This is a genomic window from Chryseobacterium sp. ZHDP1, assembly GCF_018603435.1.
GTDB lineage: Bacteria > Bacteroidota > Bacteroidia > Flavobacteriales > Weeksellaceae > Chryseobacterium > Chryseobacterium indicum.
The window spans coordinates 2,753,466-2,778,915 of record NZ_CP075682.1 but is presented as its reverse complement, the minus strand read 5'-3'; the positions used below and the strand labels follow the sequence as shown (position 1 = coordinate 2,778,915).

At 36.7% G+C, this 25,450-nt stretch carries 27 protein-coding genes and 1 riboswitch; of the genes, 19 read left to right on the top strand and 8 right to left on the bottom strand.

Going from position 1 to position 25,450, the window contains the following annotated elements:
* Position 1: 1 nt before the first annotated feature.
* The 8 genes from KKI44_RS12565 (at position 2) to KKI44_RS12530 (ending at position 7,775) form a co-directional block, all read left to right on the top strand.
* Entirely contained in the window at positions 2-1,339 is a 1,338-nt protein-coding gene (locus tag KKI44_RS12565) for a 4Fe-4S dicluster domain-containing protein (RefSeq protein ID WP_214587586.1), read from the top strand.
* Positions 1,340-1,424: 85 nt separating this feature from the next.
* The gene (locus KKI44_RS12560; RefSeq protein WP_214587585.1) at positions 1,425-2,210 is read left to right on the top strand and encodes a (Fe-S)-binding protein; all 786 of its coding nucleotides are present in this window, start codon (positions 1,425-1,427) and stop codon (positions 2,208-2,210) included.
* 118 nt (positions 2,211-2,328) lie between these two features.
* Positions 2,329-2,817 carry a hypothetical protein gene (locus KKI44_RS12555; protein WP_214587584.1) on the top strand — a complete coding sequence of 163 codons (489 nt, stop codon included), beginning with the start codon at positions 2,329-2,331 and terminating at the stop codon, positions 2,815-2,817.
* Positions 2,818-2,910: 93 nt separating this feature from the next.
* Positions 2,911-4,041, top strand: a complete 1,131-nt coding sequence (locus KKI44_RS12550; protein WP_214587583.1) for a glycosyltransferase — start codon at positions 2,911-2,913, stop codon at positions 4,039-4,041.
* 70 nt (positions 4,042-4,111) lie between these two features.
* Positions 4,112-5,311 carry a polysaccharide biosynthesis C-terminal domain-containing protein gene (locus tag KKI44_RS12545; protein WP_250902061.1) on the top strand — a complete coding sequence of 400 codons (1,200 nt, stop codon included), beginning with the start codon at positions 4,112-4,114 and terminating at the stop codon, positions 5,309-5,311.
* 24 nt (positions 5,312-5,335) lie between these two features.
* Complete coding sequence (locus KKI44_RS12540) at positions 5,336-5,839, top strand: hypothetical protein (RefSeq protein ID WP_214587581.1); 504 nt, start codon at positions 5,336-5,338, stop codon at positions 5,837-5,839.
* Positions 5,840-5,907: 68 nt separating this feature from the next.
* A complete protein-coding gene (gene serS, locus KKI44_RS12535) occupies positions 5,908-7,176 on the top strand; it encodes a serine--tRNA ligase (protein WP_214587580.1) in 1,269 nt (422 codons plus the stop codon).
* Positions 7,177-7,232: 56 nt separating this feature from the next.
* Positions 7,233-7,775 (top strand): carboxypeptidase-like regulatory domain-containing protein, encoded by a 543-nt coding sequence (locus tag KKI44_RS12530; RefSeq protein ID WP_214587579.1) that lies wholly within the window; start codon positions 7,233-7,235, stop codon positions 7,773-7,775.
* A gap of 215 nt (positions 7,776-7,990) precedes the next feature.
* Here the strand turns inward: KKI44_RS12530 and KKI44_RS12525 are convergent, their stop codons facing one another.
* The 8 genes from KKI44_RS12525 to KKI44_RS12490 form a co-directional block, all read right to left on the bottom strand.
* The gene (locus KKI44_RS12525) at positions 7,991-8,758 is read right to left on the bottom strand and encodes a sulfite exporter TauE/SafE family protein (RefSeq protein ID WP_214587578.1); all 768 of its coding nucleotides are present in this window, start codon (positions 8,756-8,758) and stop codon (positions 7,991-7,993) included.
* On the bottom strand, positions 8,749-9,201 hold the full coding sequence (locus KKI44_RS12520) for a FixH family protein (protein ID WP_214587577.1): 453 nt from the start codon (positions 9,199-9,201) through the stop codon (positions 8,749-8,751). The genes KKI44_RS12525 and KKI44_RS12520 overlap by 10 nt, the downstream gene beginning before the upstream one ends.
* A 9-nt stretch (positions 9,202-9,210) precedes the next feature.
* A complete protein-coding gene (ccoG, locus tag KKI44_RS12515) occupies positions 9,211-10,665 on the bottom strand; it encodes a cytochrome c oxidase accessory protein CcoG (RefSeq protein ID WP_214587576.1) in 1,455 nt (484 codons plus the stop codon).
* A 97-nt stretch (positions 10,666-10,762) separates the two neighbouring features.
* A complete protein-coding gene (locus tag KKI44_RS12510) occupies positions 10,763-11,644 on the bottom strand; it encodes a cbb3-type cytochrome c oxidase N-terminal domain-containing protein (protein ID WP_214587575.1) in 882 nt (293 codons plus the stop codon).
* 10 nt (positions 11,645-11,654) lie between these two features.
* Positions 11,655-11,855: a cbb3-type cytochrome oxidase subunit 3 gene (locus KKI44_RS12505; protein ID WP_076393748.1), complete on the bottom strand. Its 201-nt coding sequence runs from the start codon at positions 11,853-11,855 to the stop codon at positions 11,655-11,657.
* 20 nt (positions 11,856-11,875) lie between these two features.
* A complete protein-coding gene (gene ccoN / locus KKI44_RS12500) occupies positions 11,876-14,134 on the bottom strand; it encodes a cytochrome-c oxidase, cbb3-type subunit I (protein WP_214587574.1) in 2,259 nt (752 codons plus the stop codon).
* Positions 14,135-14,139: 5 nt separating this feature from the next.
* A complete protein-coding gene (ccoS, locus tag KKI44_RS12495; RefSeq protein WP_214587573.1) occupies positions 14,140-14,361 on the bottom strand; it encodes a cbb3-type cytochrome oxidase assembly protein CcoS in 222 nt (73 codons plus the stop codon).
* Between the two features lie 109 nt (positions 14,362-14,470).
* Complete coding sequence (locus tag KKI44_RS12490) at positions 14,471-16,846, bottom strand: heavy metal translocating P-type ATPase (RefSeq protein ID WP_214591154.1); 2,376 nt, start codon at positions 16,844-16,846, stop codon at positions 14,471-14,473.
* A gap of 89 nt (positions 16,847-16,935) precedes the next feature.
* On the opposite strand from KKI44_RS12490, the gene KKI44_RS12485 reads away from it, so the two are divergent.
* The 11 genes from KKI44_RS12485 (at position 16,936) to KKI44_RS12435 (ending at position 25,424) form a co-directional block, all read left to right on the top strand.
* Positions 16,936-17,649, top strand: a complete 714-nt coding sequence (locus KKI44_RS12485; protein WP_076393740.1) for a Crp/Fnr family transcriptional regulator — start codon at positions 16,936-16,938, stop codon at positions 17,647-17,649.
* A 60-nt stretch (positions 17,650-17,709) separates the two neighbouring features.
* Positions 17,710-18,525: a 3-methyl-2-oxobutanoate hydroxymethyltransferase gene (panB, locus tag KKI44_RS12480; protein ID WP_076393737.1), complete on the top strand. Its 816-nt coding sequence runs from the start codon at positions 17,710-17,712 to the stop codon at positions 18,523-18,525.
* Positions 18,525-18,854: a hypothetical protein gene (locus tag KKI44_RS12475; RefSeq protein ID WP_214587572.1), complete on the top strand. Its 330-nt coding sequence runs from the start codon at positions 18,525-18,527 to the stop codon at positions 18,852-18,854. The genes panB and KKI44_RS12475 overlap by 1 nt, the downstream gene beginning before the upstream one ends.
* A gap of 3 nt (positions 18,855-18,857) precedes the next feature.
* Complete coding sequence (locus KKI44_RS12470) at positions 18,858-19,535, top strand: RluA family pseudouridine synthase (protein ID WP_214587571.1); 678 nt, start codon at positions 18,858-18,860, stop codon at positions 19,533-19,535.
* 98 nt (positions 19,536-19,633) lie between these two features.
* Positions 19,634-20,221 (top strand): glycoside hydrolase family 19 protein, encoded by a 588-nt coding sequence (locus KKI44_RS12465; protein ID WP_214587570.1) that lies wholly within the window; start codon positions 19,634-19,636, stop codon positions 20,219-20,221.
* A gap of 14 nt (positions 20,222-20,235) precedes the next feature.
* Complete coding sequence (locus KKI44_RS12460) at positions 20,236-20,613, top strand: hypothetical protein (protein ID WP_214587569.1); 378 nt, start codon at positions 20,236-20,238, stop codon at positions 20,611-20,613.
* 574 nt (positions 20,614-21,187) lie between these two features.
* A riboswitch (TPP riboswitch) is annotated at positions 21,188-21,288 on the top strand.
* A 57-nt stretch (positions 21,289-21,345) separates the two neighbouring features.
* The gene (thiS, locus tag KKI44_RS12455) at positions 21,346-21,552 is read left to right on the top strand and encodes a sulfur carrier protein ThiS (protein ID WP_214587568.1); all 207 of its coding nucleotides are present in this window, start codon (positions 21,346-21,348) and stop codon (positions 21,550-21,552) included.
* A gap of 12 nt (positions 21,553-21,564) precedes the next feature.
* The gene (gene thiC, locus KKI44_RS12450) at positions 21,565-23,376 is read left to right on the top strand and encodes a phosphomethylpyrimidine synthase ThiC (protein WP_214587567.1); all 1,812 of its coding nucleotides are present in this window, start codon (positions 21,565-21,567) and stop codon (positions 23,374-23,376) included.
* A complete protein-coding gene (locus tag KKI44_RS12445) occupies positions 23,373-23,957 on the top strand; it encodes a thiamine phosphate synthase (RefSeq protein WP_214587566.1) in 585 nt (194 codons plus the stop codon). Before thiC ends, KKI44_RS12445 begins: the two co-directional genes overlap by 4 nt.
* Positions 23,933-24,676, top strand: coding sequence for a hydroxymethylpyrimidine/phosphomethylpyrimidine kinase (locus tag KKI44_RS12440; RefSeq protein ID WP_214587565.1), 744 nt, complete (start codon positions 23,933-23,935; stop codon positions 24,674-24,676). The genes KKI44_RS12445 and KKI44_RS12440 overlap by 25 nt, the downstream gene beginning before the upstream one ends.
* Positions 24,677-24,803: 127 nt before the next feature.
* Positions 24,804-25,424, top strand: a complete 621-nt coding sequence (locus KKI44_RS12435; protein WP_214587564.1) for a thiamine phosphate synthase — start codon at positions 24,804-24,806, stop codon at positions 25,422-25,424.
* The last annotated feature ends 26 nt before the right edge of the window (positions 25,425-25,450 follow it).

Below are 25,450 nucleotides of genomic sequence, written 5' to 3'. Positions count from 1 at the left end.
CATGCATTATATCCCTAATATTATTTTTCTGATTTTATTAATTGCAGGTTTTGGACTTTTTGTAAAAAGTCTGCAAAAGATATATAGAAACATCAGATTAGGACGTGAGATCAATCGCAGCGACAGAAGAGGAGAGAGATGGGCAACGATGGCAAATGTTGCGATGGGTCAGAGTAAGATGACAAAACGTCCTGTAGCCGGAATTTTACACCTTTTTGTGTATGTAGGTTTCATCATCATCAATATCGAGCTTATTGAGATTGTGGTGGACGGAATCTTCGGAACGCACAGATTTTTATCAACCATTTTAGGAAGCACAGTTTATGGTTTCTTCACCGCCACTTTAGAGATACTGGCTCTTTTAGTGGTAATCGGGGTGGTACTCTTTTTTATCCGTAGAAATTTTTACGGGGTGAAAAGATTAACCATGAAAGAACTTTTAGGATGGCCAAAAGAAGATGCAAACTGGATTCTGATTATCGAATTTGCTTTAATGATGGCTTTCTTTACGATGAATGCTTCAGATTTTATTCTGCAGTCGAATGGTTACGGTCATTTTGTGAAGGTTGGCTCTTTCCCGATCAGCGAGATGACGTTCGTTCCGTTTCTTGAGGTTTTCAGTTTCAGCGACGGATTTTTATTCGGAGTAGAACGTGCAGCGTGGTGGTTCCACTTTGTAGGGATCTTATTCTTTATGAACTACCTTTATTATTCAAAACATTTACACATCATCCTTGCTTTTCCGAGTACATGGTATGCAAATCTGAATGAAAAAGGAAAATTCAACAATCTTGAGTCTGTAACGAAAGAAATTAAACTGATGATGGATCCGAATGCAGATCCTTACGCAGCTCCGGCAGAAGGAGAAGCGGAAACACCTTCAAAATTCGGAGCTGAGGATATTTTTGATCTTAATCAGGTGCAGCTTCTAAATGCCTATTCCTGCACGGAATGCGGTCGTTGTACTGCGGTTTGTCCGGCAAATATTACAGGCAAAAAATTGTCTCCGAGAGCTATCTTAATGAAGACAAGAGACCGTCTGGAAGAGGTAGGAAAGAATATCGATAAGAACGGAAAATTTGTAGACGACGGTAAAAAACTGTTGAACGATTACATCACCAAAGAAGAATTATGGGCTTGTACAACCTGTAACGCATGTACAGAAGCTTGTCCGGTTTTACTGGATCCGCTTTCCATTATCTTTGAAATGAGACGATTCCTTGTTATGGAGCAGTCTGCTGCACCGCAAGAACTGAATCTAATGATGACGAATGTAGAAAACAACGCTGCACCTTGGCAATACAATCAGGCAGACCGTCTGAACTGGGCAAAAGACTAATTAATGTAACAATCTAAAATGTAACGATGTAGCAATCATTTCATGAATAAACTGTTACAATGTTATTTTGGTAAACTGAATTAAAATGGATTTCAATATAAAAACAATGGCAGAATATGCTGCCGAAGGAAAATCGCCTGAAGTTTTATTTTGGGTAGGTTGTGCGGGAAGTTTCGACGACCGCGCTAAAAAAATTACGAAAGCATTTTGCAAAATTTTAAATAAAATAGGCGTGGAATTCGCTGTACTTGGGCAGGAAGAAAGCTGTACAGGAGATCCCGCAAAACGTGCAGGAAACGAATTTGTTTTCCAGATGATGGCTCTAACGAATATTGAAATTCTGAACGCTTATGAAGTAAAAAGAATTGTTACCGCTTGTCCGCACTGCTTCAATACGCTGAAAAATGAATATCCGAATTTAGGCGGAAATTATGAAGTGATGCATCACACTCAATTCCTTAAAAAATTAATGGAAGAAGGACGTCTGAAAATTGAAGGCGGCGCATTCAGCGGTAAAAAAATTACATTCCATGATCCTTGTTATCTGGGAAGAGCCAATGATGAATATGAAGCACCGAGACTTTTATTGGAAAAACTGGATGCCGAACTGGTGGAAATGAAGCGTTGTAAAACCAACGGGCTTTGTTGTGGAGCAGGAGGAGCACAGATGTTCAAAGAACCCGAAAAAGGGAAGAAAGACATTAATATCGAGAGAACCGAGGAAGCGTTGTCATTCGAACCGAAAGTAATAGCAACCGGATGTCCTTTCTGTAATACAATGATGACGGATGGTGTAAAACACTTCAATAAGAATGATGAAGTTGCCGTAAAAGATATTGTAGAACTTCTTGCTGAAGCAGAAGATTTATAAAAACTCAATAAAACATAAGCTCAGGATTTTCCTGAGTTTTTTGTTTGGTGATAATTCCCTCTATCCCGGATTACGGTATGAAGAAAAAATTGTAATTTTACCTTTTAAATTGATTAAAATGAAGATTGAAGAATCTAATATTGTAGAAGCAAACGACTACAGAGTAATAATATATCCTGCATCCAGACCTTTTGAAACAAAAGAAGCAAAGCAGATTACAGAGAAACTTTTTGATTTTCTGGCGACTTGGGCGGCTCACGGAAAACCGCTTTCTTCCTCTTTTAAAATTGAGAAAAATCAGTTTATTATCATCTGTGTAGATGAGGAAAAAGAAATGGCTTCAGGGTGCAGCATCGATGCATTGGGAAAGGTAATGAGAGAAATTGATGAAGAATATCAACTGGGATTATTCGACAGAATGAAAGCGAGCTTTATAGAAAACGGAGAAGTAAAAACTTTAAAACTGAACGATTTTAAATCAAAAATAAGAAACGGAGAAATCTCTAAAGATATTCAGGTTTTTGATTTTTCTAAAAATACCTATTTAGAATTTATAGGGAATTTTCTTTTGCCATTCGACAGAAGTTGGGCGGCGGGAGTTAAATAAAGCTCATAAGGCATTAATAAAATAGAAAGTGGAAGAGTTCCACTTTTTTTGCTTTGTGTATATTTGAAAACTTTTATAATCTGATCGAAGAGGATGCAGAAAATACTTTTTTTAACTACTGTTCACCGATATGACGATGACAGAATATTCCACCATCAGGCAAAAACGTTGCGGGATGCCGGAAATGTTGTTAAAATTTGCAGTCTTTCTTCAGAATTCAAGGGTAATGTCGATGGCGTTGAAATAGAGTCTTTTTCGATCTTGGGAAAAAGCAGAGAAGAAAAAATCAAAACTTTCGAAAGGATATGCAATTCTTTTCAGCCCGATTGTATTATTTGTTCTGAGCCGTTGGCGGTAATTGCTGCCGGAAAGGTTAAAAAACAGAAAAAAATCAGTATTGTATATGATATTACGGAATGGTACCCATCGATGAGAATGGTAGAAAATTTTTCCTTTCCTTTAAATATCGCCCATGCTTTTAAATTTTTTCTTTTTCAGCTATATGCTGGATTTGTGAGTACTCATTTTATTTTTGGTGAGAATACCAAAAAATTTCCGCTGGCTTATTTTTTTCCTTTTAAGAAGTCAATAACCCTGCCTTATTATCCTGATGACAGTTACATTCATCAGAATATTAAAAAACTTGAAGAAAATAAAATCTGCCTTTGTTATACAGGTCAGTTTTCAGAAGAAAAAGGGATCGGAAATTTTTTTGCCGCTGTGGATTGTTTAAGAAAGAGAAAGCCTGAGCTCAAGATCTCAATTCTTATAATTGGCGCTTCAAGAAAAAAAAAAGATGAACAGTACTTTTCTGATCAGCTTAATAAATATCAGTTTAGTCATATTACAATTGAAAAGTCTGCCTCATTCAAAGCTTTTTCCAAAGCCTATTCTGAAGCCGATATTTGTTTTGATCTTAGGGCTATGAATTATGAAAATCATCATTGTCTGCCGATTAAAATATTTTATTACATGGCTTCCGGAAAGCCTGTGATTTATACAGATCTTAAAGCGATACGTCAACATCTTGATGTTTCGGAATTTGGTTTTCTGGTAAACCCCAAAGATTCTGAAGGTATTGCAAATAATATTCTTACCTATATTCAAAATCCTGAATTATATTCGCTTCATGCGAAAAATGCGAGATGGATTTATGAAAAAAAATACAACTGGAATATTATTAAAAATTCATTCTTAAACTTCATCAATAATTCAACGAAATAAGATGAAGCAAAATACTATTGTTAAGACCTTTCTTTCCCGATTTTTAATTCTGATATTAAATTTCGGACTTGTGATTTATTCTACAAATAAATGGGGAAGTGAGGGTAAAGGGATTATTTCACTTGTGATTGCGGATCTTACCCTGATCAGTTTTTTTGCTAATGTTTTTGTGGGAAGCAGCATGAGCTATTTTGCCAAAAGATATAGGACAGAAGCTATTTTACCTTTTGCTTACATTTGGGCTGTTTTAATGGGGATTTTAATACCGCTCATTTTTAGTTTCAATCATGCCTCAGAATATTTAATTTATCTTATTGGGCTTTCTGTCTCATCATCCTTGTTAGCGGCGAACGTAAATTTATTTGTTGGCCAGCAGAATATTAAAATGTTCAATTTATATACAGCTTTACAGCAAATTGTTCATATTATTTTTATTTTAATTATTGTTTATCTTGTTAAAGTAAATTCTGTAACGGTTTATTTTGTAGCACAAATAGCCAGTTTGGGAGTTCTGTTTATAGCGAGCGGCTTACAGATTTTTAAACATTGTAATATAAGACGAATTTCATTCTCCGGAAAAGTTGGCGGGAAATTATTGGATTATGGATGGAAGACTCAGCTGAGTGCTTTTTTACAGTTTTTAAATAACAGGCTATCATTTTATTTTCTTGAATATTTTAAAGGAATTGTAAGTGTGGGGATTTTTTCGGTAGGTATCGCTTTTTCAGAAGCAATTTGGACGGTTAGCCGAAGCCTTTCCGTTATACTTTATTCAGATGTCGTGAACAATAAAAACTCCAACGATGCTATCGAAAAGACAAAAGTTTCGTTAAGAATCAGTTTTTTAATTACATTGGTTTTTATAACCATAATGTTGCTCATTCCGGGGCAGATATATTCCATGATTTTCGGAAGAGATTTTAGTAAAACCAAAGAGATTATCCTTTTTCTTTCTCCCGGAATTCTGGCAATCGCGGTAAGTAATATTATTGGTTACTATTTTGCAGGGATTAACAAATTAAGAATCTTAAATGTAAAATCTTTAATAGGACTTATTTTTACAATAGTATCTTCATTTTACATCATTCCTAGATGGGGAATTCGCGGTGCATGTATTATTACCTCTGTATCATACTGCATTTCTTCCGGCATTCTGTTTTGGAGATTTTACCAGATGACGGAATTTCGTTTTCAGGATTTCATTCTTTCTAAAGCAGAAATTAATTTACTTTTAAATAAAGTCCTGAAGAAAAATAGAACTCTCAAATAAAAATAAGTTTTATCTTTGTTGGAAATGAGGAATATTGTTTTTGGATTTCTGGTGATTTTTTGTGCCTTTCTGAGCTGCAGAACGGATGACGATGATTTGCAGAAAATCGATCAGATTTTGAATGTTTATATGAAAAACGGAGCGGGACGCGATCTTTTTCATGCTAAAAAAAACCAGACCTATTTTACCTATTCGTTAAATGATGTAAACGGAACAAAAGATGTTTCGCCTGTAAGCAGTACTCTGCGCGCTACTGCAGATTCCACTCTTTTTATTGAATATATTGCAGGAGCCAAAAGAGTAGGGCTGGATACGCTGGATCCGAACAACAAAACCTATCAGTCGGTAATTACGGTTTCACTGGTGAAGAGACTTAACAGTACAATTCTTGATACCATTAATGAAACCCTCAGAATTCAGTATCACATGACTCCTTCGGTTTTTGAGGTCTCAAAAGTTTATTATAACGATACTTTAAGGTTTACTAAAACACCGGGTTCCCCGAATGTTGTTACAATCGTAAAATAATAATTTATACATTTGCAAAACTGTTGACATTTAATGTTCAACATCCTAATAACTAACATCTAAATAAAATGTTACAAGTCAATTTTTTGCGCGACAATAAAGAGCGCGTTTTAGAAGGTCTTAAGAAAAGACAATTCAAGAATCTTGAGTTGGTAGACGAGGCTATTGCTACCGACGAAGAAAGAAAAAAAATTCAGTTTGAATTGGATTCCCAACTTTCCGAAATCAATAAAATCTCCAAAGAAATCGGACTTTTAATGAAAGAAGGAAAAAAAGAAGAAGCAGAATCCGCAAAATCTAAAACAGCGCAATACAAAGAGTCGACGTCGGAATTGAAAGCTAAGTTAGATGTAAAGGAAAAAGAATTAATCAATATTCTGTACCAATTACCGAACATTCCGAATGAAAAGGTAAAAAATGGGGCTTCTGCGGATGATAACGAAATTATATATCAGTCTCACGATGTGGAAGGTCTTGGCGAAGGAGCAATTCCTCACTGGGAACTGGCAAAGAAATATAACCTTATTGATTTTGAATTGGGTGTAAAGATTGCAGGAGCAGGTTTTCCGGTATATTTAGGAAAAGGGGCAAGATTGCAGAGAGCTTTGGTTCAGTATTTTTTAGATAAAAATGTTGAGAAAGGATATATGGAAGTAAATCCTCCTCACGTTGTAAACGAAGCTTCAGGATACGGAACGGGACAGTTGCCGGATAAAGAAGGGCAGATGTATTACATTCAGGCAGATGATTTATATCTGATTCCTACCGCAGAAGTTCCGGTAACGAATCTCTATCGCGATGTATTGTTTGAAGAAAAAGATCTTCCGGTTAAAAATACAGCCTTTTCTCAATGCTACAGAAGAGAAGCGGGAAGTTACGGAGCGCATGTAAGAGGTTTGAACCGTCTTCACCAGTTTGAAAAAGTTGAAATCGTAAGAATTGAAAAACCGGAAAATTCTTATGCCGTATTGGAAGAAATGGTAGAACACATTAAAGAAATTTTAAGTGATCTTGAATTACCATATCGTGTTTTAAGACTTTGCGGAGGAGACACAGGTTTTGCTTCTGCCATGACGTATGATTTCGAAGTATGGAGTGCAGCTCAGGAAAAATGGCTTGAGGTAAGTTCTGTTTCCAATTTTGAAACTTTTCAGGCAAACAGACTGAAATGCCGTTATAAAGCAGACGGAAAATCTCAGTTGGTGCATACCCTGAATGGTTCTGCAATGGCATTGCCAAGAATTATGGCTGCTTTACTGGAAAATAACCAGACCGCAGAAGGAATTAAACTTCCGAAGAAAATAGCGGAATATGCGAGATTTGATGTTATCAATTAATAATAGTAATGCCCTCTCACTGAGGGCTTTTTTTTAATATTTTTTATAATAGATTAATGAAGAAAATTTCTGAAAGTATTTTACTTTTCTGTCTTGTTTTATTTTCATTGGCAAAGAGTTCAGGATTTAAACATCGTTTTACTGAATCAAAATTTATAGAAATAGCAGGTATCGTAATAGATTCTGATAGCCTTACCCCGCTAGAAAATGCGAAGCTTTATGATGAAAAAGGAAAGCTTGTATCGACTACGGATTCTAAAGGTTACTTTAGCGGAAAAGTAAATTATTCTGAGAAAGGAGGAATACATTTTAAGATCAGAGTTGAACACAATGGCTATTTTTCCTTTACTCAGAAGGAAAATTGGGCAAATTTAGGAAATGTACGATGTATTTATTATTTCGGACTTGAGATAGCATCCGGAAAATCAATGAAGAATTCTTTTTCTGAAATGAAATTGAACAAAGACCTTACATATGAATCTGTTTTAGCAGGATTCGAATCTGTTAAAAATAATCGTAGATTTTATCATAAACTTGCATTGGCAGGAAGCAATAATGAGAATGTTTTTTTACGATCGATCAGAAGCATTATATCATGAACAATACAGGATGGCTGCTTATTACTTCTCCAGATGATAAAGTCTCGGTCAATAAGAAGAAAATAATTAAAGCTTCTGAATTGAATGCATCAATTAAAAGAAAAGATATTAAAAAGATGAGTTCTTCGGAATCAAAGGATTACTTATACGAGATATTTACAAAATAATGATAATAAAAAAGGAAACCTATTGAGATTTCCTTTTTTTATTTTCTATTAATGACAATTTACTTTACTATGATCGTGAGTGTTGTGATCTCCCGGCAAATGACAGTCTCCCTGATTATCTTTTGAAATGGTCATCGCTTCTGCCCTCGGAGAAATGTAGGGAATTCCCAGTTCCATTCCCCGGACAATAAAAAGTCCGCCCAAAATAATCATGACAATCGGAATCACTTTTAAAACTTTCACCCTGAAAGCCTGATTCATGAGATTTCCGACCAAAACTACCGCGAACATAAACGGAAGTGTTCCCAAACCAAATAAAGCCATATACAAAGCGCCCTGCCATATTCCTCCGCTTGCTAAGCTTGCCGTTAAAGCCATATAAACCATTCCGCAGGGTAAAAAGCCATTCAGAAGACCTGTAGTGAATCTTGAACGGTAATCTGCCTTTTGAAGCAGTCTTCCCAAATTCGATTTTACTTTGAATAAAAATTTTGAAAAAAACGGAACTTTAGAAGCAAAATCTTTTCCTCCGAATGAAAAAACAGCCATTACAATAAGCAGAATTCCTACAGCAATCGTAAGATATCTCTGAAAACCCGCCATTTCAAAGCCTTCTCCAATAATTCCAAGAATTGCTCCTAAAAGGGAATAGGTGAAAATCCTGCCGAACTGGTACGTAAGATTCTGAAGGTAGAAATTGGTTGCTTGTTTTTTTGTTAATCCCATCGACAATGCAATAGGTCCGCACATTCCGATACAGTGGAATCCAGATGCGAAACCCAACCCGATTGCCGATATTATAAGTGCTATTTCCATATCACATCATAATCCATTCTGTAGTCTGTTTTATCTTTTGTCCAGCTCAAACGAAGGGTATAGTTCCCCAGTTTCAGAACCTGTGCAGGAATTAAAAAAGACTGATTGGTATCCAACTGTACGGTTTTATGAACGTCCAGATTCTGATCGTCGGTTCTGTTCAGTACAAATTTCACTTTGGTATTAGAGTTATTGTAGTCTTTCGGAAAAGTAATCTTAATTCCTGAAGTATTTTGGCTGTAAACAGGTTTTTCCTTCAGTTCGTCTGCTCTTTTCTTGGCATCAATTACATCCTGATATTTCAGTTCTTCTTCATAGTAATTATCGGTTACCATTTCAGAGTTCTTCTGTCCGTTTGGAAAAAGGAACATCATGGATAATATAAAGATCATAAATGATGCTAAAGCGATAATTACACCGTGTCCCCAATTAAAGTTTTTCATTTCTAAAAATTAAAATTGTAATTTGAATGGTCCTTCAAAATATGTTTTGTATGAATCTACCAGTTTCCCCTTCATATCATAAACCCCGATCGTGATGTTCTGCTTGGAAAGCGTCATTTCATTTTCCGGGAAGCTGATGTTGATGGTTCCTTTGGTAATTTTATCTCTGTCTACCGGAATCTTGCTTGATGCACTGTAGATCACCTCTCCATGTTTCGGCTCAATTACTTTAATGGTTACAACTTTTTTTTCGTTGGTTTTATTTAAAAATGTATAATTGTAAGTATTGGTAATTTTTCCGTCTCTCACGAAGAACGTACTTCCTGCCGGTTTAATGAATTTAGCTTCCATTTCGGCTCTGCTGGTAAGAAGATATCCTAAAAACCCTGTAAGCAGTAAAAGAACGACTGCAAAACCTTTCATTCTTCCCGTGAATTTAAACTCGGTCTGCTTTTCGATTTCGTTCTCGGTGGCATATCTTATCAGTCCTTTCGGAAGACCTACTTTTTCCATAACTTCATCACAGGCATCTATACAGGCTGTACAGTTTACACACTCCAGCTGTTGTCCGTCTCTGATGTCTATTCCGGTAGGACAAACCACCACACACTGATGACAGTCTATACAATCACCTTTTCCAGCTGCTTTTCTGTCTTCTCCTTTTCTCCATTTCGCTCTGTTTTCACCTCTTTTAAAATCGTAGAAAACATTAACGGTATCTTTATCAATCAAAACGCCCTGTAACCTTCCGTAAGGGCAAACCAATGTACAGACCTGTTCTCTGAACCATGCAAACACAAAATAAAATGCTGCGGTTAAAAGGATCATAACGATAAAGTTGGTAGGATTGGCAAAAGGTCCTTCAGAAACAATTCTGAATACTTCTTCATACCCAACAATATACATGAACATGAAATGTGTAATGATTAAGGAAATAACAAGAAAAATCGTCCATTTAAGGCTTCTTTTCCAGATCTTTTCGGTGTTCCATTCCTGTCTGTCCAGCTTCATCTGCTTGTTCCTGTCTCCTTCGATAAGATAATCTATTTTACGGAAAATAAATTCTAAAAAAATTGTCTGAGGACAGATCCATCCGCAGAAAATTCTTCCGAAAGCCATCGTAAAAATAATGATGAATATTAACGAAGTAATTGCTCCAAGCGTAAGGATGAAAAAATCCTGAGGGTAAAAGGGCTGTCCGAAAATAAAGAACTCCCTGTCAATTACATTAAATAAAATAAGAGGATTACCATTAATTTTAATAAATGGCACTGCAAAATAAATGAGCAGTAAAACATAACTTACAATGTTTCGGTAGTTGGTATATTTTCCTTTTGGTTTTCTGGGAAATACCCACTTCCTCTTACCGGATTGTTCCATTGTCCCGATAGAATCTCTGTAAGTTTCAGGGTCCAGAACTTGTCCCTGTCCGCCGCGTACTTCTGTTTCTTCTATATCTGACATGTATGATAGTTTTTAAAAAAAGAAAAACATAATTCGTTACTATTTTTATTTAATAACAAACTATGTTTTTCATATGTTTTAATTTATTTAAGTTAAATTATTCTTTTTCCCAATGTGCTTCTGTTCCCTGAGGAGCTGCACCACCCTGAGCCTGTGTTACCGGAGGTAATTCCTGGTTGATGTGATATACATACGCTGCAATCTTTTCAATTTCAGCACCCGAAACCTCTCCGTTTTTACCAAATGCTCTCATCGCAGGATTGTTAGGAGAACCATTCCAGTCCATGTGGAAAACGTTTTTGAATAACGTTTTCTCTGGCTGATTGATCCAGTAGTTATCAGTAAGGTTTGGACCAATACCTCCGCCACCGTCTTCCTTATGACAAGATGCACAGTTTGTTTTAAACAATTCTTTTCCTTCTGCAATATTATCAGCCGAATATTTAGCTGTTTCTATTGTTACAGGAGGCTGCTCACTGTTGTATTTCTCAATTGCTGCCAATTGTTCTTTGTATTCTTTTTCATATTCGCTTAATGGATGTGCAAAATCTGTGAAAGAGAATGCTGCTACATATACAATACAAAAAGCAGTCCCAAAATAGAATAAACCTACCCACCATTTTGGCAATTGGTTATCTAACTCCATGATTCCGTCGAAACCGTGGTCGATAAGGATATCCTTTTCTTCTGCTGCAGATTGCTTTTTGAATGCTGCATTATATAATCTTGTAAAGTAAGGTACTTTCTTTTCAGCCAAATAAGCTGCCTTTTCTTCTGGAGATAGTTTTTTGAATTTATTATTCTCAATTAAATCTCCGATTGCACTGTGGATATAAGCTAAAATTCCTCCGATAATTACGGTTCCCCAGAAATAAGGAGAGGTAAGGAAATCGTAGCTCTGTACAAAAAGATAATAAAAAACTATTAAAAGTCCAATTATTATTACAATGTTTATAACAACCGGTGTTCTTTGTTTCATAATAAGTAGTTTAATTTTTTAAATTAAAATCGTCATCATTGTCATCCTGCAGAGGAGCTTCCTCTTCTTCCTTGTAATATTTTTTAGGCTTGCTAAAAACATAAATTACAAGAGCGATGAAGAACAGCATAAAGAAAATCAGAGCCAAAGTCTGGTAAAAACCAGCATTTTCTGTATTGGATAAGATGTCTTTAAAATTCTGAGGTATCATGATGTGAACCTTTTAATATATTAGTTATTACTTGCTGTTTTGATTTCAGTGGTCTTAATGTCCGTTCCTAATCTTTGAAGATAGGAGATTAGTGCTACCACTTCTTTTTTCTCCAGTTCTCCTTTAGGTTTTTGTGCATATGCCTTTTTCAAATCTGGTGCTTCAGACATGATGTCTCTTACGATTTTTGAAGCCTGGTTGTTTGCCCAAGAGTTTGCAGAATCTATTTCAGCTTTTGTATAAGGGACTTCGAAAGCACTCTTCATCAGCTTCATTTTGTCAACCATTTTAGATCTGTCTAAATCTGTTGCAATCAGCCAAGGGTAACGAGGCATGATAGAACCTGCAGAAGTTGATCTCGGGTTATACATATGTTTGTAATGCCAAGAACTTGGGTTTTTACCCCCTTCTCTGTGCAAATCCGGTCCTGTTCTCTTAGATCCCCAAAGGAAAGGTCTGTCGTATACGAATTCACCTGCCTTAGAGTACTGACCGTTTTTACCGTTAAATCTTACGATCTCATCTCTGAATGGTCTTACCATCTGAGAGTGACAGGCGTTACATCCTTCTCTGATATAAATATCTCTACCTTCTAATTCCAGTGGAGAATATGGTTTTACAGCTGAAATAGTAGGTACACTTTTCTTAAGAGACAGGGTAGGGATAATTTCTACCATACTACCGATTGAAATCGTTAATAAAGATAAAATACCTAATAATACAGGAGTTCTCTCTAACCAAAGGTGAGTTCCTTCTCCTTCTTTACGTTTTCCGCTGATATTTGCTAATGCTGGTGCTTCAGCAGGTACATCTTTCTGGAATGATCCTTTTCTTACAGTAGCCACTAAGTTTACCACCATTAAGATTGCTCCCGAAAGATAAAATAATCCTCCTACGAATCTCATTTTGAAGTAAGGAATAATAGCTGTTACAGTATCCAGCCAGTTTTTCCACACTAGAGTTCCGTCCGGGTTGAACTGCTTCCACATTAATCCCTGAGTAAACCCTGAAATATACATTGGCACCGCATAGAAAATGATACCTAATGTCCCTAACCAGAAATGCCAGTTAGCTAATCTTGTAGAATATAATTTCGTTCTCCATAAGATAGGGATCAGGTAATAGATAACACCGAATGCCATGAAACCATTCCATCCTAATGCACCTAAGTGTACGTGACCAATAACCCAGTCTGTAAAGTGACCGATTTTGTTAATGTTTTTTGTTGCTAAAAGTGGTCCTTCAAAAGTTGCCATACCGTAGCACGTTACTGCTACAACAAAGAATTTAAGAATAGGATTTTCTCTTACTTTATCCCAAGCTCCTCTTAATGTAAGAAGACCATTAAGCATACCTCCCCAAGACGGAGCAATAAGCATGATAGAGAAACCTGTTCCTACCGCCTGTGCCCAAGCCGGTAAAGCGGTATACTGAAGGTGGTGAGGACCAGCCCAGATATAAACGAAAATTAAAGACCAGAAGTGAATGATAGACAGTTTATACGAGAAAACCGGTCTGTCTGCCGCTTTTGGTAAGAAATAATACATTAAACCAAGAACCGGAGTCGTTAATACGAATGCAACCGCATTGTGACCATACCACCATTGTACGATGGCATCTTTTACCCCTGCATAAGCTGAATAAGATTTCCATCCTGTGAAAGACAAAGGTACTTCAAGGTTATTGAAGATGTGCAGCATTGCTACTGCGATCCATGTACCGATATAGAACCAGATCGCTACATAAAGGTGTCTTACTCTTCTTTTAGCAATCGTTAAGAACATATTGGCTCCGAAAATCACCCAAGAGAATGTAATCAGAATATCAATCGGCCATTCGTGTTCCGCATATTCCTTAGAAGTGTTGATTCCCATAAAGAACGTAACGTAGGTTACAAGAATCATAATCTGCCATGTCCAGAAATGGATCCAGGACAATGTATCACTGTACATCCTTGTTTTCAGTAATCGCTGTAAAGAGTAGTAAACTCCCACATAAACGATATTCATTACGAATGCAAAGATTACAGTGGTTGTGTGCAGCATTCTGATTCTTCCGAATCCGAACGCTCCATGAGTATTAATCAATCCCTCAATACTTCCACCTAAACTCTTAATGGTTGTATCGTCTGTTCCAAAAAAGAATTCCGGAAGCTCAGGATAGAAAAGCATTAATGCCGCCGTAAGTCCGAACAGAAATCCTATGATCCCGAAACCAACGGTCGCATAGAGGAATGCCCGAACAATACTGTTGTCATAACTAAACTTTTGTGTTTCCATATCAACTATTCACTTTTTTCTTCAATTTTTCTTTTCTCCTTTTCATCATCGCCTTCTTTGTTGCCAGATTCTTCTTTTTCCTTTATCTCATCGGAGTCGAAGAGTATTCGTACAGCCGGAGACTCATCATCTTCAAACTGTCCTTTTCTGGCATACACTATAAACACGACCAGGAAAACTGCAGCCAAAGAAACGCTGCACAGGATCATTAAATATAGAATATCCATTAGACAACAAAATTAACGTATTTTCGGGTTTCAAATTTAGTGAAAAATAATGACTTTCATCACGAAATACGGCTTTTGGCTAATTTAAAACGAATCTAAATAAGTTGTTTTAAGCCCCTTTTTTGAAGTATTTTCTTCCCAGAATCCAAGTCGAAAGTGTAGTGAATGAAACCACCGTAATTGAACTTGCAGGCATAATTAAAGCAGCAAAAAGCGGATGCATATGTCCTGTAACTGCGTAACTTAAACCAACAATATTGTAAAGAAAACTGATTATAAATGTGATTTTCACAATCGTGATAGATCCTTTACAGACATTCAGGTATTTATCAAGGCTTACCACTTTTTCACCGTTCATAATAACATCGGAAGAAGGGGTAAAACTGTTGGAATCATCTGCAATCGCAATACCTACATTGCTTTGTTTTAAAGCTCCGGCATCATTCAGTCCGTCTCCAAGCATCGCAACTTTCATATTCTGATTCTGAAGGTTTTGAATATAATTCAGCTTGTCTTCAGGGTTTTGATTGAAAGCCATTCCTTTGTAATTCGGAATTAATTGCTTTAATTGATTTTCCTCTGAAGAATTGTCACCACTCAGAATGAAAACTTTATAATGGGTAAGTTTTTTAAACAAATCTTTTAAATTCTCGCGGTATTCATTCTTAAAGATAAATTTCCCTAAAAATTCATTGTTTTTACTGATATAAACGGCGGTTTCAAGGTTTTTTGATTCCTGATTATTGTACCTCGCAGAACCGATTTTGTAAACACTTCCCCTTACACTTGCTTCATAACCCTTTCCTGAAATTTCCTGAAAATTTTCAACCGGGAAATATTCATCTTTTGTCTCTATGAATTCATATAATGATTTTGAAAGCGGGTGATTGGAATTTTTTAGTAACGTTTTGATATTCAGTAAATCAAATTCTTTTATCTCAGTGCCTTCAAATTTTATATTTGATTTTTTTCTGTGCGTAATAGTTCCGGTTTTATCAAAAACAATCGTATCTAATTTGGCAATTTTCTCAATTGTTAAAGTATCTTTTACGTAAAATTTATTTCTTCCTAAAATCCTCATAATGTGCCCGAATGTAAACGGAGCAGACAACGCTAGCGCACAAGGACACGCGATGATAAGAATCGCAGAAATTACCTGAAACATTTTCTCCAGATCTACAGTGTACCAATAGATTGCTGAAAGTAAGGCGATTCCTAAAATGATAAATGTGAAATATTTACTGATGTTGTTCGTTAACGTATCAAGTCCGGTTTCATGTTTTTTAAACGCTTCCTTATTCCAAAGCTGCGTAAGATAACTTTGATCCACATTCTTAATCACTTCAAGCTCCAGTGATGATCCGATCTGTTTTCCTCCGGCGAAAATTTTATCTCCCGGCTGTTTGCTGATGCTTTCGCTTTCTCCGGTAATGAAACTGTTGTCAATATTACCTTCACCATTAATTAAAATTGCGTCCACAGGAATAATCTCCTGATTTCTTACCAGAATCCGGTCGCCCACTTTAACTTCAGAAAGCAGTATGTTTTCCTGTTTACCTTCGAAATCAACTTTTGTAACCGCAATAGGATAGAAAGATTTGTAATCTCTGTCGTATGAAAGCGCATTGTACGTTCTTTTCTGAAAGATTTTACCCAAAAGCATGAAGAACAGAAGTCCGCATAAAGTATCAAAATATCCGGGACCGTAATTCGTGGCAACTTCATACAAACTTCGCCCGAAGAGAACAATAATTCCCAAAACAATCGGAACATCAATATTCACGATTTTATTTTTCAGACCGTACCAGGCTGATTTGTAATAATCTGAAGCAGAATATACCACGACAGGAATTGCCAAAAGACACATCAAAGCCCTGAAAAGCCCTTTGTAATGCTCCATCCAATAATCTTCTCCGCCAACATATTCCGGAAAAGCAAGGAACATCCCGTTTCCGAAGGCAAAAGCCGCAATAGCAAACTTTACCAGTAGGGATTTATCTAAATTTTCAACGTTTTTATCGGCGGTTTCCAGACTGATAACCGGTTTGTAGCCTAAATTCGTTAAAAAATTAGCTAATTCGCTTAATTTTAAATCGTTATGGTTGAAAGAAATCTGTAAGGTCTTTCTGGTGAAGTTAACCTGAGAATATTTGATGTTTTTATTTAATGTATGAAGACTTTCCAAAAGCCATATACAGGAAGAACAATGGATTACAGGAATTTTAAAAGTGACTAAACTTGTGCTTCCTTCAGAAAAATCCGTTACCTTTTCAAAGATTTCAGGAGTGTCGAGATATTCAAACTGTGAGGAACTTTCGTCCGGACGGATTCCTGCACGTTTATTTAATTCATAAAAATTACTTAAGTTGTTCGTATTCAGAATTTCATAAACAGATTTGCAACCGTTGCAGCAGAAAGTCTTTTCATCAAACAAAATTCTTTCCTTTTCGATCCCTTGACCACAATGAAAACAGTTCTCGCTCACCTTCATAAATTATTGAACTACAAAATTATAACAATTTTTTTTGTTTATCGAGTTAAAAAGTTCTATTTTTGTGATAAATGTCATATAAAATGTCGCAGGAACAACAAATTGCAATCGAGGAGAGGTTCGCAAGAGTTTTTAATGATAAATCATTCAAGGAAAGGCTTTCCAGTGCTGATTTTGAAAAATACATTAACGCTAAAAAGAAACTGAGTTTTCAGAAACACGAAACTATTTTCGAAGACGGGGAAACGCCAAAAGGCGTGTTCGTTTTGGAAAAAGGAGCAGCGAAGTTATCAAAATCGGGAGCTTTCGGGAAAGATCAGATCCTGAGATTCATTAAAGAAGGCGACATCATCGGTTACCGTTCTTTGCTTTGCGGAGAAAATTTTCAGGCGAAAGCAGAAGCTATGACGGATATTGAAGCTACTTTTTTACCGGCGGATATTTTTATGTATCTGTTAGAAGTAGATTCCCAGCTTTCCTTTGTGATGCTTCAGAAAATAGCTTATGAACTGGGAGAATCTTCCAATACCATTACTTTCCTTGCTCAGAAAACCGTAAGAGAAAGACTCGCGGAAATTCTACTGTTATTAGAACAGAAATTAGGAGTTGATCCCGAAGGATTTATCAAAATTTCTTTAACAAGAGAAGAAATCGCCAATATTATCGGAACCGCAACCGAAAGTGCAATCCGTCTGATCTCCGAATTCAAAGGAGACCATCTCATCGAAGTAGACGGAAGAAACATCAAAATTCTCAACCACGACAAATTAATGAAACTAGGTCACGTAGTTTTATAAATCATACAAACTTGAAGTCGGCTAAATGCCGACTTTTAACTTTTAAAAAATAGATACATTATGTCTGTTCATTCTGAAATTAAAAAAGTTACAACTGAAACCTTGCGTAAAATGAAATTCGACAAGGAAAAAATAACGATGCTTACGGCATACGATTATACCACTGCGAAAATGGTGGATGCGGGAGGAATTGATGCGGTTTTGATCGGAGATTCTGCGGCAAACGTAATGGCAGGTTTTGAAACCACACTGCCAATTACTTTGGATCAGATGATTTACCATTCTCAAAGTGTAGTCAGAGGAACCGACAGAGCTTTGGTGGTTGCCGATTTACCTTTCGGAACGTATCAGAGTAATCCCGAAAAAGCTTTGGAATCTGCCGTAAGAATGATGAAAGAAGGAGGAGCTCATGCAGTAAAAATTGAAGGCGGGAAAGAAATTTCAAAATCAATTAAAAAAATTATCAATGCAGGAATTCCTGTAATGGGACATTTGGGATTAACACCACAATCGATCTACAAATTCGGAACATATAAAGTAAGAGCCAAAGAAGAAGCAGAAGCAGAAAAATTAATTGCAGATGCACAGCTTTTGGAAGAATTAGGATGTTTTGCGGTGGTTTTAGAAAAAATACCGGCAGATTTGGCCAAAAAAGTAACGGAATCTATTTCTATCCCAACCATCGGAATCGGAGCCGGTGCGCATTGCGACGGACAGGTTTTGGTATATCATGATATGGTGGGAATGAACAAAGGATTCAGCCCGAAATTTTTAAGAAGATATCTGGATTTGTATACAGAAATCACCGGAGCCGTTGCGCAATACGTGAAAGATGTGAAAACTCAGGAATTTCCTAACCAAAACGAAAGTTATTAATGGATCATCAGAAACTTCAGACCATTCAGGGTGTTATTTCTATTCTTGCCGTAGTTTGTCTTGCGGTGGGATGGTTTAAGCTATTTTCTCCGGATATTAATGAACTTCTTTCCAAGAAGATATTTTATATCATTGTAGGAGTGAGCTTCATTTTACAGGCACCTTTATTGCTTAACAGGAAATTTGTTTATCCGATGTACGCCGCTGCAGCACTTTGCATTATCGGTGCATTTTTACCTTACGAATCGAATCTTACAGGAATGAAAACCATCGGTCTTTTGGCAGGGGTAATTATTTCTTTTGCCAACAGATCCAATTACCGTCAGTAGAACATGGAGGAACAGATTGTTTATGAAGACAACCATCTTCTCGTAATCAATAAAAAAGTCGGACAGCTTGTACAGGGAGACAAAACCGGCGATGATTCTTTATTGGAATTAATTAAAGATTTTATAAAAAAAAGAGATGACAAACCGGGAAATGTATTTCTCGGTTTGGTTCATCGTATAGACAGACCGACTTCAGGTCTTGTGATTTATGCTAAAACTTCCAAAGCACTGTCCCGTCTCACGCAGATGGTGAAAAACCGTGAAGTGAAAAAAACATATTGGGCAGTTGTCGCAAAAGAGATGATTCCCAAAACCCAAAGACTGGTTCATTATTTAAAGAAAAACGAAAAAAATAACAAAGCCATTGTTTTTCCAAAAGCAACTGAAGGCGCAAAAGAAGCCATTCTTACGTACAACGTTATCAAAACTTTGGATAATTATCTTTTATTAGAAATTGATCTTGAAACAGGAAGACATCATCAGATCAGAGCACAGTTGTCAAAAACAGGAGTTCCCATTAAAGGCGATCTGAAATACGGTTCGCCGCGTTCCAATCCCGATGGTGGAATTAATCTTCACGCCAGAAAACTGGAATTCATCCATCCTGTTACCAAAGAAAATATTCAGATTATTGCTCAGGTTCCTCAAAATGATGCCGTTTGGAGAGCTTGCGAAGAGTAAATTTCCGTAAAAACACTTACCCAAAAACAGGGATTTTACTGTAATGATTATTGTTTTTTAGAAATAGTTTTACACTATCAATCTAAAGAACAATAATCATGCTTACATTGGGACAACTTAAAGAAGCTACCTGCTCAAAAACGGCATATGCTTCGCAATTCTTACCGTACGTTATAGCAACATGTGATAAATTTTCCATTAACACGCCTTCACGAATGCTTAACTTTCTTGCACAGGTCGGTCACGAAAGCGGTGGATTGTTTTACACCGAAGAACTCGCGAGCGGAAGCGCTTATGAAGGGAGAGCAGATTTAGGAAACACTCAGAAAGGAGATGGTGTAAAATTTAAAGGAAGAGGGCTCATTCAGATTACGGGAAGAGCAAATTACAAAGCCGTTTCACAGGCTTTAGGAACTGATTTTGTGACAAATCCTACGCTCTTGGGAGGTAAAAATGTTACGAAATGCAATGCTGCTCAGCTCAAAAACGCAGCAGAAAGCGCGGGCTGGTTCTGGAACACCCGAAACCTGAATGCTTTGGCAGATCAGATTGATATTACCAAAAGTATTGATGCCGGAAATAATCTGGTTGCTTTTAAAAAGATCACAAAAGCCATTAACGGAGGATACAATGGCTTGCCCGACAGACTGAACCGTTATAAAGCCGGATTAAGTTATTTTCTTTAATTAAAACAATTGCCATGAAAAATCTATTATTCTTAGTCATTTTTCTTTTAATCAATAACTTTTCTGCCCAAAAACCTGTTCTTCATGATCTGAAAGATCCCAAAATGCATGCAGGCTGTTATATCGATGGGAAGAATAATCCGGTTGCTAATTTATCTGAAGACGAAGGAGCATTATTTAATTTTAACGGAAAAGATGAAATTTTTCCTTCCATCAAAGGGACAAAAGAATATCCTGAAGCATTCGGAAACAAAACCTATAAAATTTACATCCGCGAAACCAAGTCGGTAAAAGACGGAGAATCCTGCATTGAAAATAAAATCTATTCAATAAAAATCATATATAAGAAAAAGGGCTATTACTATTCCAGGAAAGGAATGTGTGGCTGTTAATTCTCTAAATGCGATCACTTAAAGGCTATCCTCATCATATGAGATAGTCTTTTTTATTTTTAGAAGCTGTTTCCCGCTTTCGCTACTCGCTTTTTCGTTTTTTTCGGCGCGGCAGCGAAGCTGCCGCGCCGAAAAAAACGAAAAGAGCTCAGACACGCCGCTCAATCGCGGCTAGATTGCCGTGCCTGTTTTCAGCATTTGAATTAAGATCAAAGCCTCTGCACAATCCGCAAAATCCGCGAGACATAAAAGAAAATCTTCACGCTTCGCGCAGCAAATATATTTGCCTTTGCTTACTAAACTAAGACTCCTAAATAAGAACTCTTTGCGTTAAAACCAAAACCTCTGCACTATCCACAAAATCAGTCAGCTAAAATTAAAAAATCAATCCAAAAAAGAATATTTTCCAAGCTTCGCGCCGCAAATTTATTTGCCTTTGCTTACTAAACTAAGAAGTCTTAGTAAGAATTCTTTGCGTTAAAATTAAAGCATCTTTGTCATTAGCAAAATCAAAGACTTCCGACTTCCTTCCCTCATAAAATTTTGCCCATTTCAAAAAAATGTCTAACTTCGTCCCATACTTTAGGGGTGTCCGTTGAATAGACGGGCTGAGAATTTACCCTTTGAACCTGATTTCTAGATCATACTAGCGTAGGGAAAAGTGAGATGACTTTGCTGTACATTCTACTGTACAATCATGGGCATTCCTAAAGTGTTTTTAAAAATTTAGGAATGGAGCTCACAATCAATCACACGACAAAAAAGTTCGAAAAACTTCCCGAAAATCTGGAAGAGCTTCTTGCTATGGAATTACCTGAAAAGAAAAAAGGAATTGCTGTAGCACTCAACAACCGTATTATTCCGCGGTCATTCTGGGCGGAAACATTCCTCAACGATAAAGATTCAGTTTTAATTATCACAGCCACTCAGGGTGGTTAAAAAAATATTTTTATGGCTCATAACATCACACGTTCACCGTTTCCGAACTCAAAAAAAATCTATGTTGAAGGGAAAATTCACCCGATCCATGTAGCGATGCGCGAAATACAGCTCAGTCCGACAAAACTCAGCAACGGAAAAATGGATGAAAATCCTCCTGTTACCATTTATGATACATCAGGACCTTATACCGACGAAAATTTTGAAATTAATATCGAAAAAGGACTCCCAAGAATCCGCGAACAGTGGATTTTAAACAGGAATGACGTAGAAATTCTGGACGGAATCACTTCTGAATACGGAAAAGCCAGACTTTCGGATTCAAAATTAGATCAACTGCGATTTTCATATAATCATAAACCTAAAGTAGCCAAAGAAGGAAAAGAAGTTACCCAATTATACTACGCAAAACAGGGCATCATCACTCCCGAAATGGAATACATTGCCATCAGGGAAAATCAAAGAATTGAGCAGTTGGATTCTGTTTCAAAAGACATGGCTTTCCAGCATCCGGGAAACAGTTTTGGTGCAAAAACGCCGAAAAATAAAATCACACCTGAATTTGTAAGAGACGAAATTGCAGCGGGAAGAGCCATCATTCCCAACAACATTAATCACCCCGAAAGCGAACCGATGATTATCGGACGGAATTTTTTAGTTAAAATTAATGCGAATATTGGAAACAGTGCTGTTTCATCAAGCATTGAAGAAGAAGTGGAAAAAGCAGTCTGGGCTTGTCGATGGGGCGCAGACACCATCATGGATTTATCAACTGGAAAAAACATCCACGAAACCAGAGAGTGGATCATCAGAAACAGTCCGGTTCCCATTGGTACCGTTCCGATTTATCAGGCATTGGAAAAAGTAAAAGGCGTTGCAGAAGATTTAACGTGGGAGATTTTTAAAGATACCTTGATCGAACAGGCAGAACAGGGTGTTTCTTACTTCACGATCCACGCCGGAGTTTTACTGAGATATATTCATTTAACAGCAAAACGGGTGACAGGAATTGTTTCCAGAGGAGGTTCAATTATGGCAAAATGGTGTCTGTTTCATCACAAAGAAAACTTCTTATACACACATTTCGAGGAAATCTGCGAAATCATGAAAAAATATGACGTTGCCTTTTCTTTGGGTGATGGTCTTCGTCCCGGTTCAATTGCCGATGCCAATGACGAAGCGCAGTTTGCAGAACTGGAAACTTTAGGCGAATTAACGAAAATTGCCTGGAAACACAATGTTCAGGTGATGATCGAAGGTCCCGGTCACGTCCCGATGCATATGATTAAAGAAAATATGGAGAAGCAGTTGGAAGTGTGTGATGAAGCTCCGTTTTACACTTTGGGACCTTTAACAACAGATATTGCACCGGGTTACGACCACATCACTTCAGGAATTGGAGCGGCAATGATCGGTTGGTTTGGTTGTGCCATGTTGTGTTACGTTACACCGAAAGAACATTTGGGACTTCCGAACAAAGAAGATGTAAAAGTGGGAGTGATTACGTATAAATTGGCGGCTCATGCTGCAGATTTGGCAAAAGGACATCCCGGAGCACAATACAGAGACAATGCGTTGAGTAAAGCGAGATTCGAATTCCGGTGGGAAGATCAGTTCAATCTTTCTTTAGATCCTGAAACCGCGAGATCTTATCACGATGAAACGCTTCCGGCAGACGGAGCAAAAGTAGCTCATTTCTGTTCGATGTGCGGACCTAAATTCTGTTCCATGAAAATTACCCAGGAAATTCGGGAATCTGCCGAACAGGGAATGCTGGATAAATCGCAAGAATTCATCGAAAAAGGAAAAGAAATTTATATATGATCGTTGTAATCACTCCTGAAGAACTGGTTCAGAATGAAACTGAAATCATCAATGCATTATTTGAAGAAGGATTGGATTTGCTTCATATCAGAAAACCCTCCATCAATTCGGAAGAAATGAAAGATTTTATTCAACACATACATTCTGAATTTCATCACCAATTGGTTTTGCACAGTCATCACGATTTAGCTAAACGTTTTAATATTTCAAGATTTCATTTCAGAGAAATTGACAGACGGAATGATTTGTTTAAATCTTTCGCAGATCAAACGATTTCCACTTCTGTTCATAATATTAAAACTTTTAATGAATTATCTGAAGATTGGGAATATGCTTTTATCAGTCCGGTTTTTCCGAGTATTTCAAAAAAAGGATACGGAGAAAATTCGAATATTTTGAATGAGATAAAAAAACGGAACAATTCAAATGTAAAACTGATTGCTTTGGGAGGAATTCATGAAAAAAATATCAATGAATTTTTCAACAGCAGAATAGACGGAGTGGCTTTGTTGGGAGCAATTTGGGAAAGTAATGAACCTTTAGATATTTTCAGAAAATGCAGAAAGAGCGTCCTTTCGTAATGAGCATTGCCGGTTTCGATCCAAGCGGTGGAGCCGGTGTATTGGCGGATATTAAAACATTTGAACAGTTAAAAGTTCAGGGATTGGCTGTCTGTACAGCAATGACTTTACAAACAGAGTCCGAATTTTATACTCTTCAATGGCAGCCGATAGATGAAATTGTATCAGCAATAGGTGTTTTAATGAAAAAGTATAAAGTTGAAGCGGTGAAAATCGGAGTGGTAAAAGATGCGGAATTTTTAGCTCAGATTGTAAAAAAGCTTAAATCGATTAATCCTGAAGTAAAAATCGTCTGGGATCCGGTTTTAAAAAGCACATCGGAATTTTCCTTTTTTGATTTGAATACCATTTCAGATGTAAAAAATGTTTTAGACCAAATTGATTTAATCACACCTAACTATTATGAATACAACGTTTTGAAAGAACATCGTCTTTTTCAACCATCAGAAAATGGATGTTCCGTATTAATAAAAGGCGGACATCGTGAAGATAAAATCGGAACAGATATTTTAATTCAAAACGGAAAAGAAATATTTATTGAACTGAGTGAGACGTTTTCTGTATTTTACCCGAAACACGGTTCAGGCTGTGTGCTTTCATCCGCAATTGTAAGTCATTTAGCAAACGGAGAAAATTTGCAAAATGCCTGCAGAAAAGGAAAATTATACATCGAAAAATTTTTAGCAAGCAATCCAACTTTACTAGGTTTTCATTCTTAAAATGTATCATTAAAAATCTCTATCATTTGCTGAATGAAATGCCGTTGCGAACGAAAAATATGCAGAAGATTTTTAAAACTAACCTTGCGTCTTCTTCGCGTTAAAAGAAAATTATATTAAATAAATAATGGAGAAATTACAATACATCTCTCAAGGTTCAAAATTAGAAGATCAGGAAAAGAACATCCGGAAAGCTCTAGATTATGGCGCAAAATGGATTCAGGTTCGCTGGAAAAATACACCCGAAAAAGATTTCATAAGACTCTGTGAAATTTCAAAAAAGTTATGTTCAGATTATCAGGTTGTTTGTATCATTAACGATCATGTTCAGATCGCAAAAGACGTTGATGCGGATGGAGTTCATCTGGGACTGAAAGATATGTCAGTAGAAAAGGCGAGATACATTTTGGGAGAAAATAAAATCATCGGAGGAACAGCCAATACTTTTTCAGATATTCTTCAGAGAATGGTCGAACGCTGCGATTACATCGGATTAGGTCCGTTGAGATTTACTTCTACCAAAGAACAATTAAGTCCGATATTAGGATTTGAAGGTTATGGTGAAATCATCAATAGTTTAAAAGAAAAATCAATTGAGATTCCAAAAATTTTTGCCATTGGTGGAGTGGTTTTGGAGGATATCAGACAGTTACAGGAAATCGGAATTTATGGTGTTGCTGTTTCCGGACAGATTACCAGTCAGCCTTTTGTAATTAGAGAATTCAGAAACATTTTAGAATTCAAATAACTCTTATAAACATCTAAATTAAAAAG

Excerpts from the sequence above, each read along its gene's own strand:
- KKI44_RS12565 (WP_214587586.1), top strand. The coding sequence starts at position 2 with ATGCATTATATCCCTAATATTATTTTTCTGATTTTATTAATTGCAGGT.
- KKI44_RS12560 (WP_214587585.1), top strand. The coding sequence starts at position 1,425 with ATGGATTTCAATATAAAAACAATGGCAGAATATGCTGCCGAAGGAAAA.
- KKI44_RS12555 (WP_214587584.1), top strand. The coding sequence starts at position 2,329 with ATGAAGATTGAAGAATCTAATATTGTAGAAGCAAACGACTACAGAGTA.
- KKI44_RS12550 (WP_214587583.1), top strand. The coding sequence starts at position 2,911 with ATGCAGAAAATACTTTTTTTAACTACTGTTCACCGATATGACGATGAC.
- KKI44_RS12540 (WP_214587581.1), top strand. The coding sequence starts at position 5,336 with ATGAGGAATATTGTTTTTGGATTTCTGGTGATTTTTTGTGCCTTTCTG.
- serS (WP_214587580.1), top strand. The coding sequence starts at position 5,908 with ATGTTACAAGTCAATTTTTTGCGCGACAATAAAGAGCGCGTTTTAGAA.
- KKI44_RS12530 (WP_214587579.1), top strand. The coding sequence starts at position 7,233 with ATGAAGAAAATTTCTGAAAGTATTTTACTTTTCTGTCTTGTTTTATTT.
- KKI44_RS12525 (WP_214587578.1), bottom strand. The coding sequence starts at position 8,758 with ATGGAAATAGCACTTATAATATCGGCAATCGGGTTGGGTTTCGCATCT.
- KKI44_RS12520 (WP_214587577.1), bottom strand. The coding sequence starts at position 9,201 with ATGAAAAACTTTAATTGGGGACACGGTGTAATTATCGCTTTAGCATCA.
- ccoG (WP_214587576.1), bottom strand. The coding sequence starts at position 10,665 with ATGTCAGATATAGAAGAAACAGAAGTACGCGGCGGACAGGGACAAGTT.
- KKI44_RS12510 (WP_214587575.1), bottom strand. The coding sequence starts at position 11,644 with ATGAAACAAAGAACACCGGTTGTTATAAACATTGTAATAATAATTGGA.
- KKI44_RS12505 (WP_076393748.1), bottom strand. The coding sequence starts at position 11,855 with ATGATACCTCAGAATTTTAAAGACATCTTATCCAATACAGAAAATGCT.
- ccoN (WP_214587574.1), bottom strand. The coding sequence starts at position 14,134 with ATGGAAACACAAAAGTTTAGTTATGACAACAGTATTGTTCGGGCATTC.
- ccoS (WP_214587573.1), bottom strand. The coding sequence starts at position 14,361 with ATGGATATTCTATATTTAATGATCCTGTGCAGCGTTTCTTTGGCTGCA.
- KKI44_RS12485 (WP_076393740.1), top strand. The coding sequence starts at position 16,936 with ATGTCGCAGGAACAACAAATTGCAATCGAGGAGAGGTTCGCAAGAGTT.
- panB (WP_076393737.1), top strand. The coding sequence starts at position 17,710 with ATGTCTGTTCATTCTGAAATTAAAAAAGTTACAACTGAAACCTTGCGT.
- KKI44_RS12475 (WP_214587572.1), top strand. The coding sequence starts at position 18,525 with ATGGATCATCAGAAACTTCAGACCATTCAGGGTGTTATTTCTATTCTT.
- KKI44_RS12470 (WP_214587571.1), top strand. The coding sequence starts at position 18,858 with ATGGAGGAACAGATTGTTTATGAAGACAACCATCTTCTCGTAATCAAT.
- KKI44_RS12465 (WP_214587570.1), top strand. The coding sequence starts at position 19,634 with ATGCTTACATTGGGACAACTTAAAGAAGCTACCTGCTCAAAAACGGCA.
- KKI44_RS12460 (WP_214587569.1), top strand. The coding sequence starts at position 20,236 with ATGAAAAATCTATTATTCTTAGTCATTTTTCTTTTAATCAATAACTTT.
- thiS (WP_214587568.1), top strand. The coding sequence starts at position 21,346 with ATGGAGCTCACAATCAATCACACGACAAAAAAGTTCGAAAAACTTCCC.
- thiC (WP_214587567.1), top strand. The coding sequence starts at position 21,565 with ATGGCTCATAACATCACACGTTCACCGTTTCCGAACTCAAAAAAAATC.
- KKI44_RS12445 (WP_214587566.1), top strand. The coding sequence starts at position 23,373 with ATGATCGTTGTAATCACTCCTGAAGAACTGGTTCAGAATGAAACTGAA.
- KKI44_RS12440 (WP_214587565.1), top strand. The coding sequence starts at position 23,933 with ATGCAGAAAGAGCGTCCTTTCGTAATGAGCATTGCCGGTTTCGATCCA.
- KKI44_RS12435 (WP_214587564.1), top strand. The coding sequence starts at position 24,804 with ATGGAGAAATTACAATACATCTCTCAAGGTTCAAAATTAGAAGATCAG.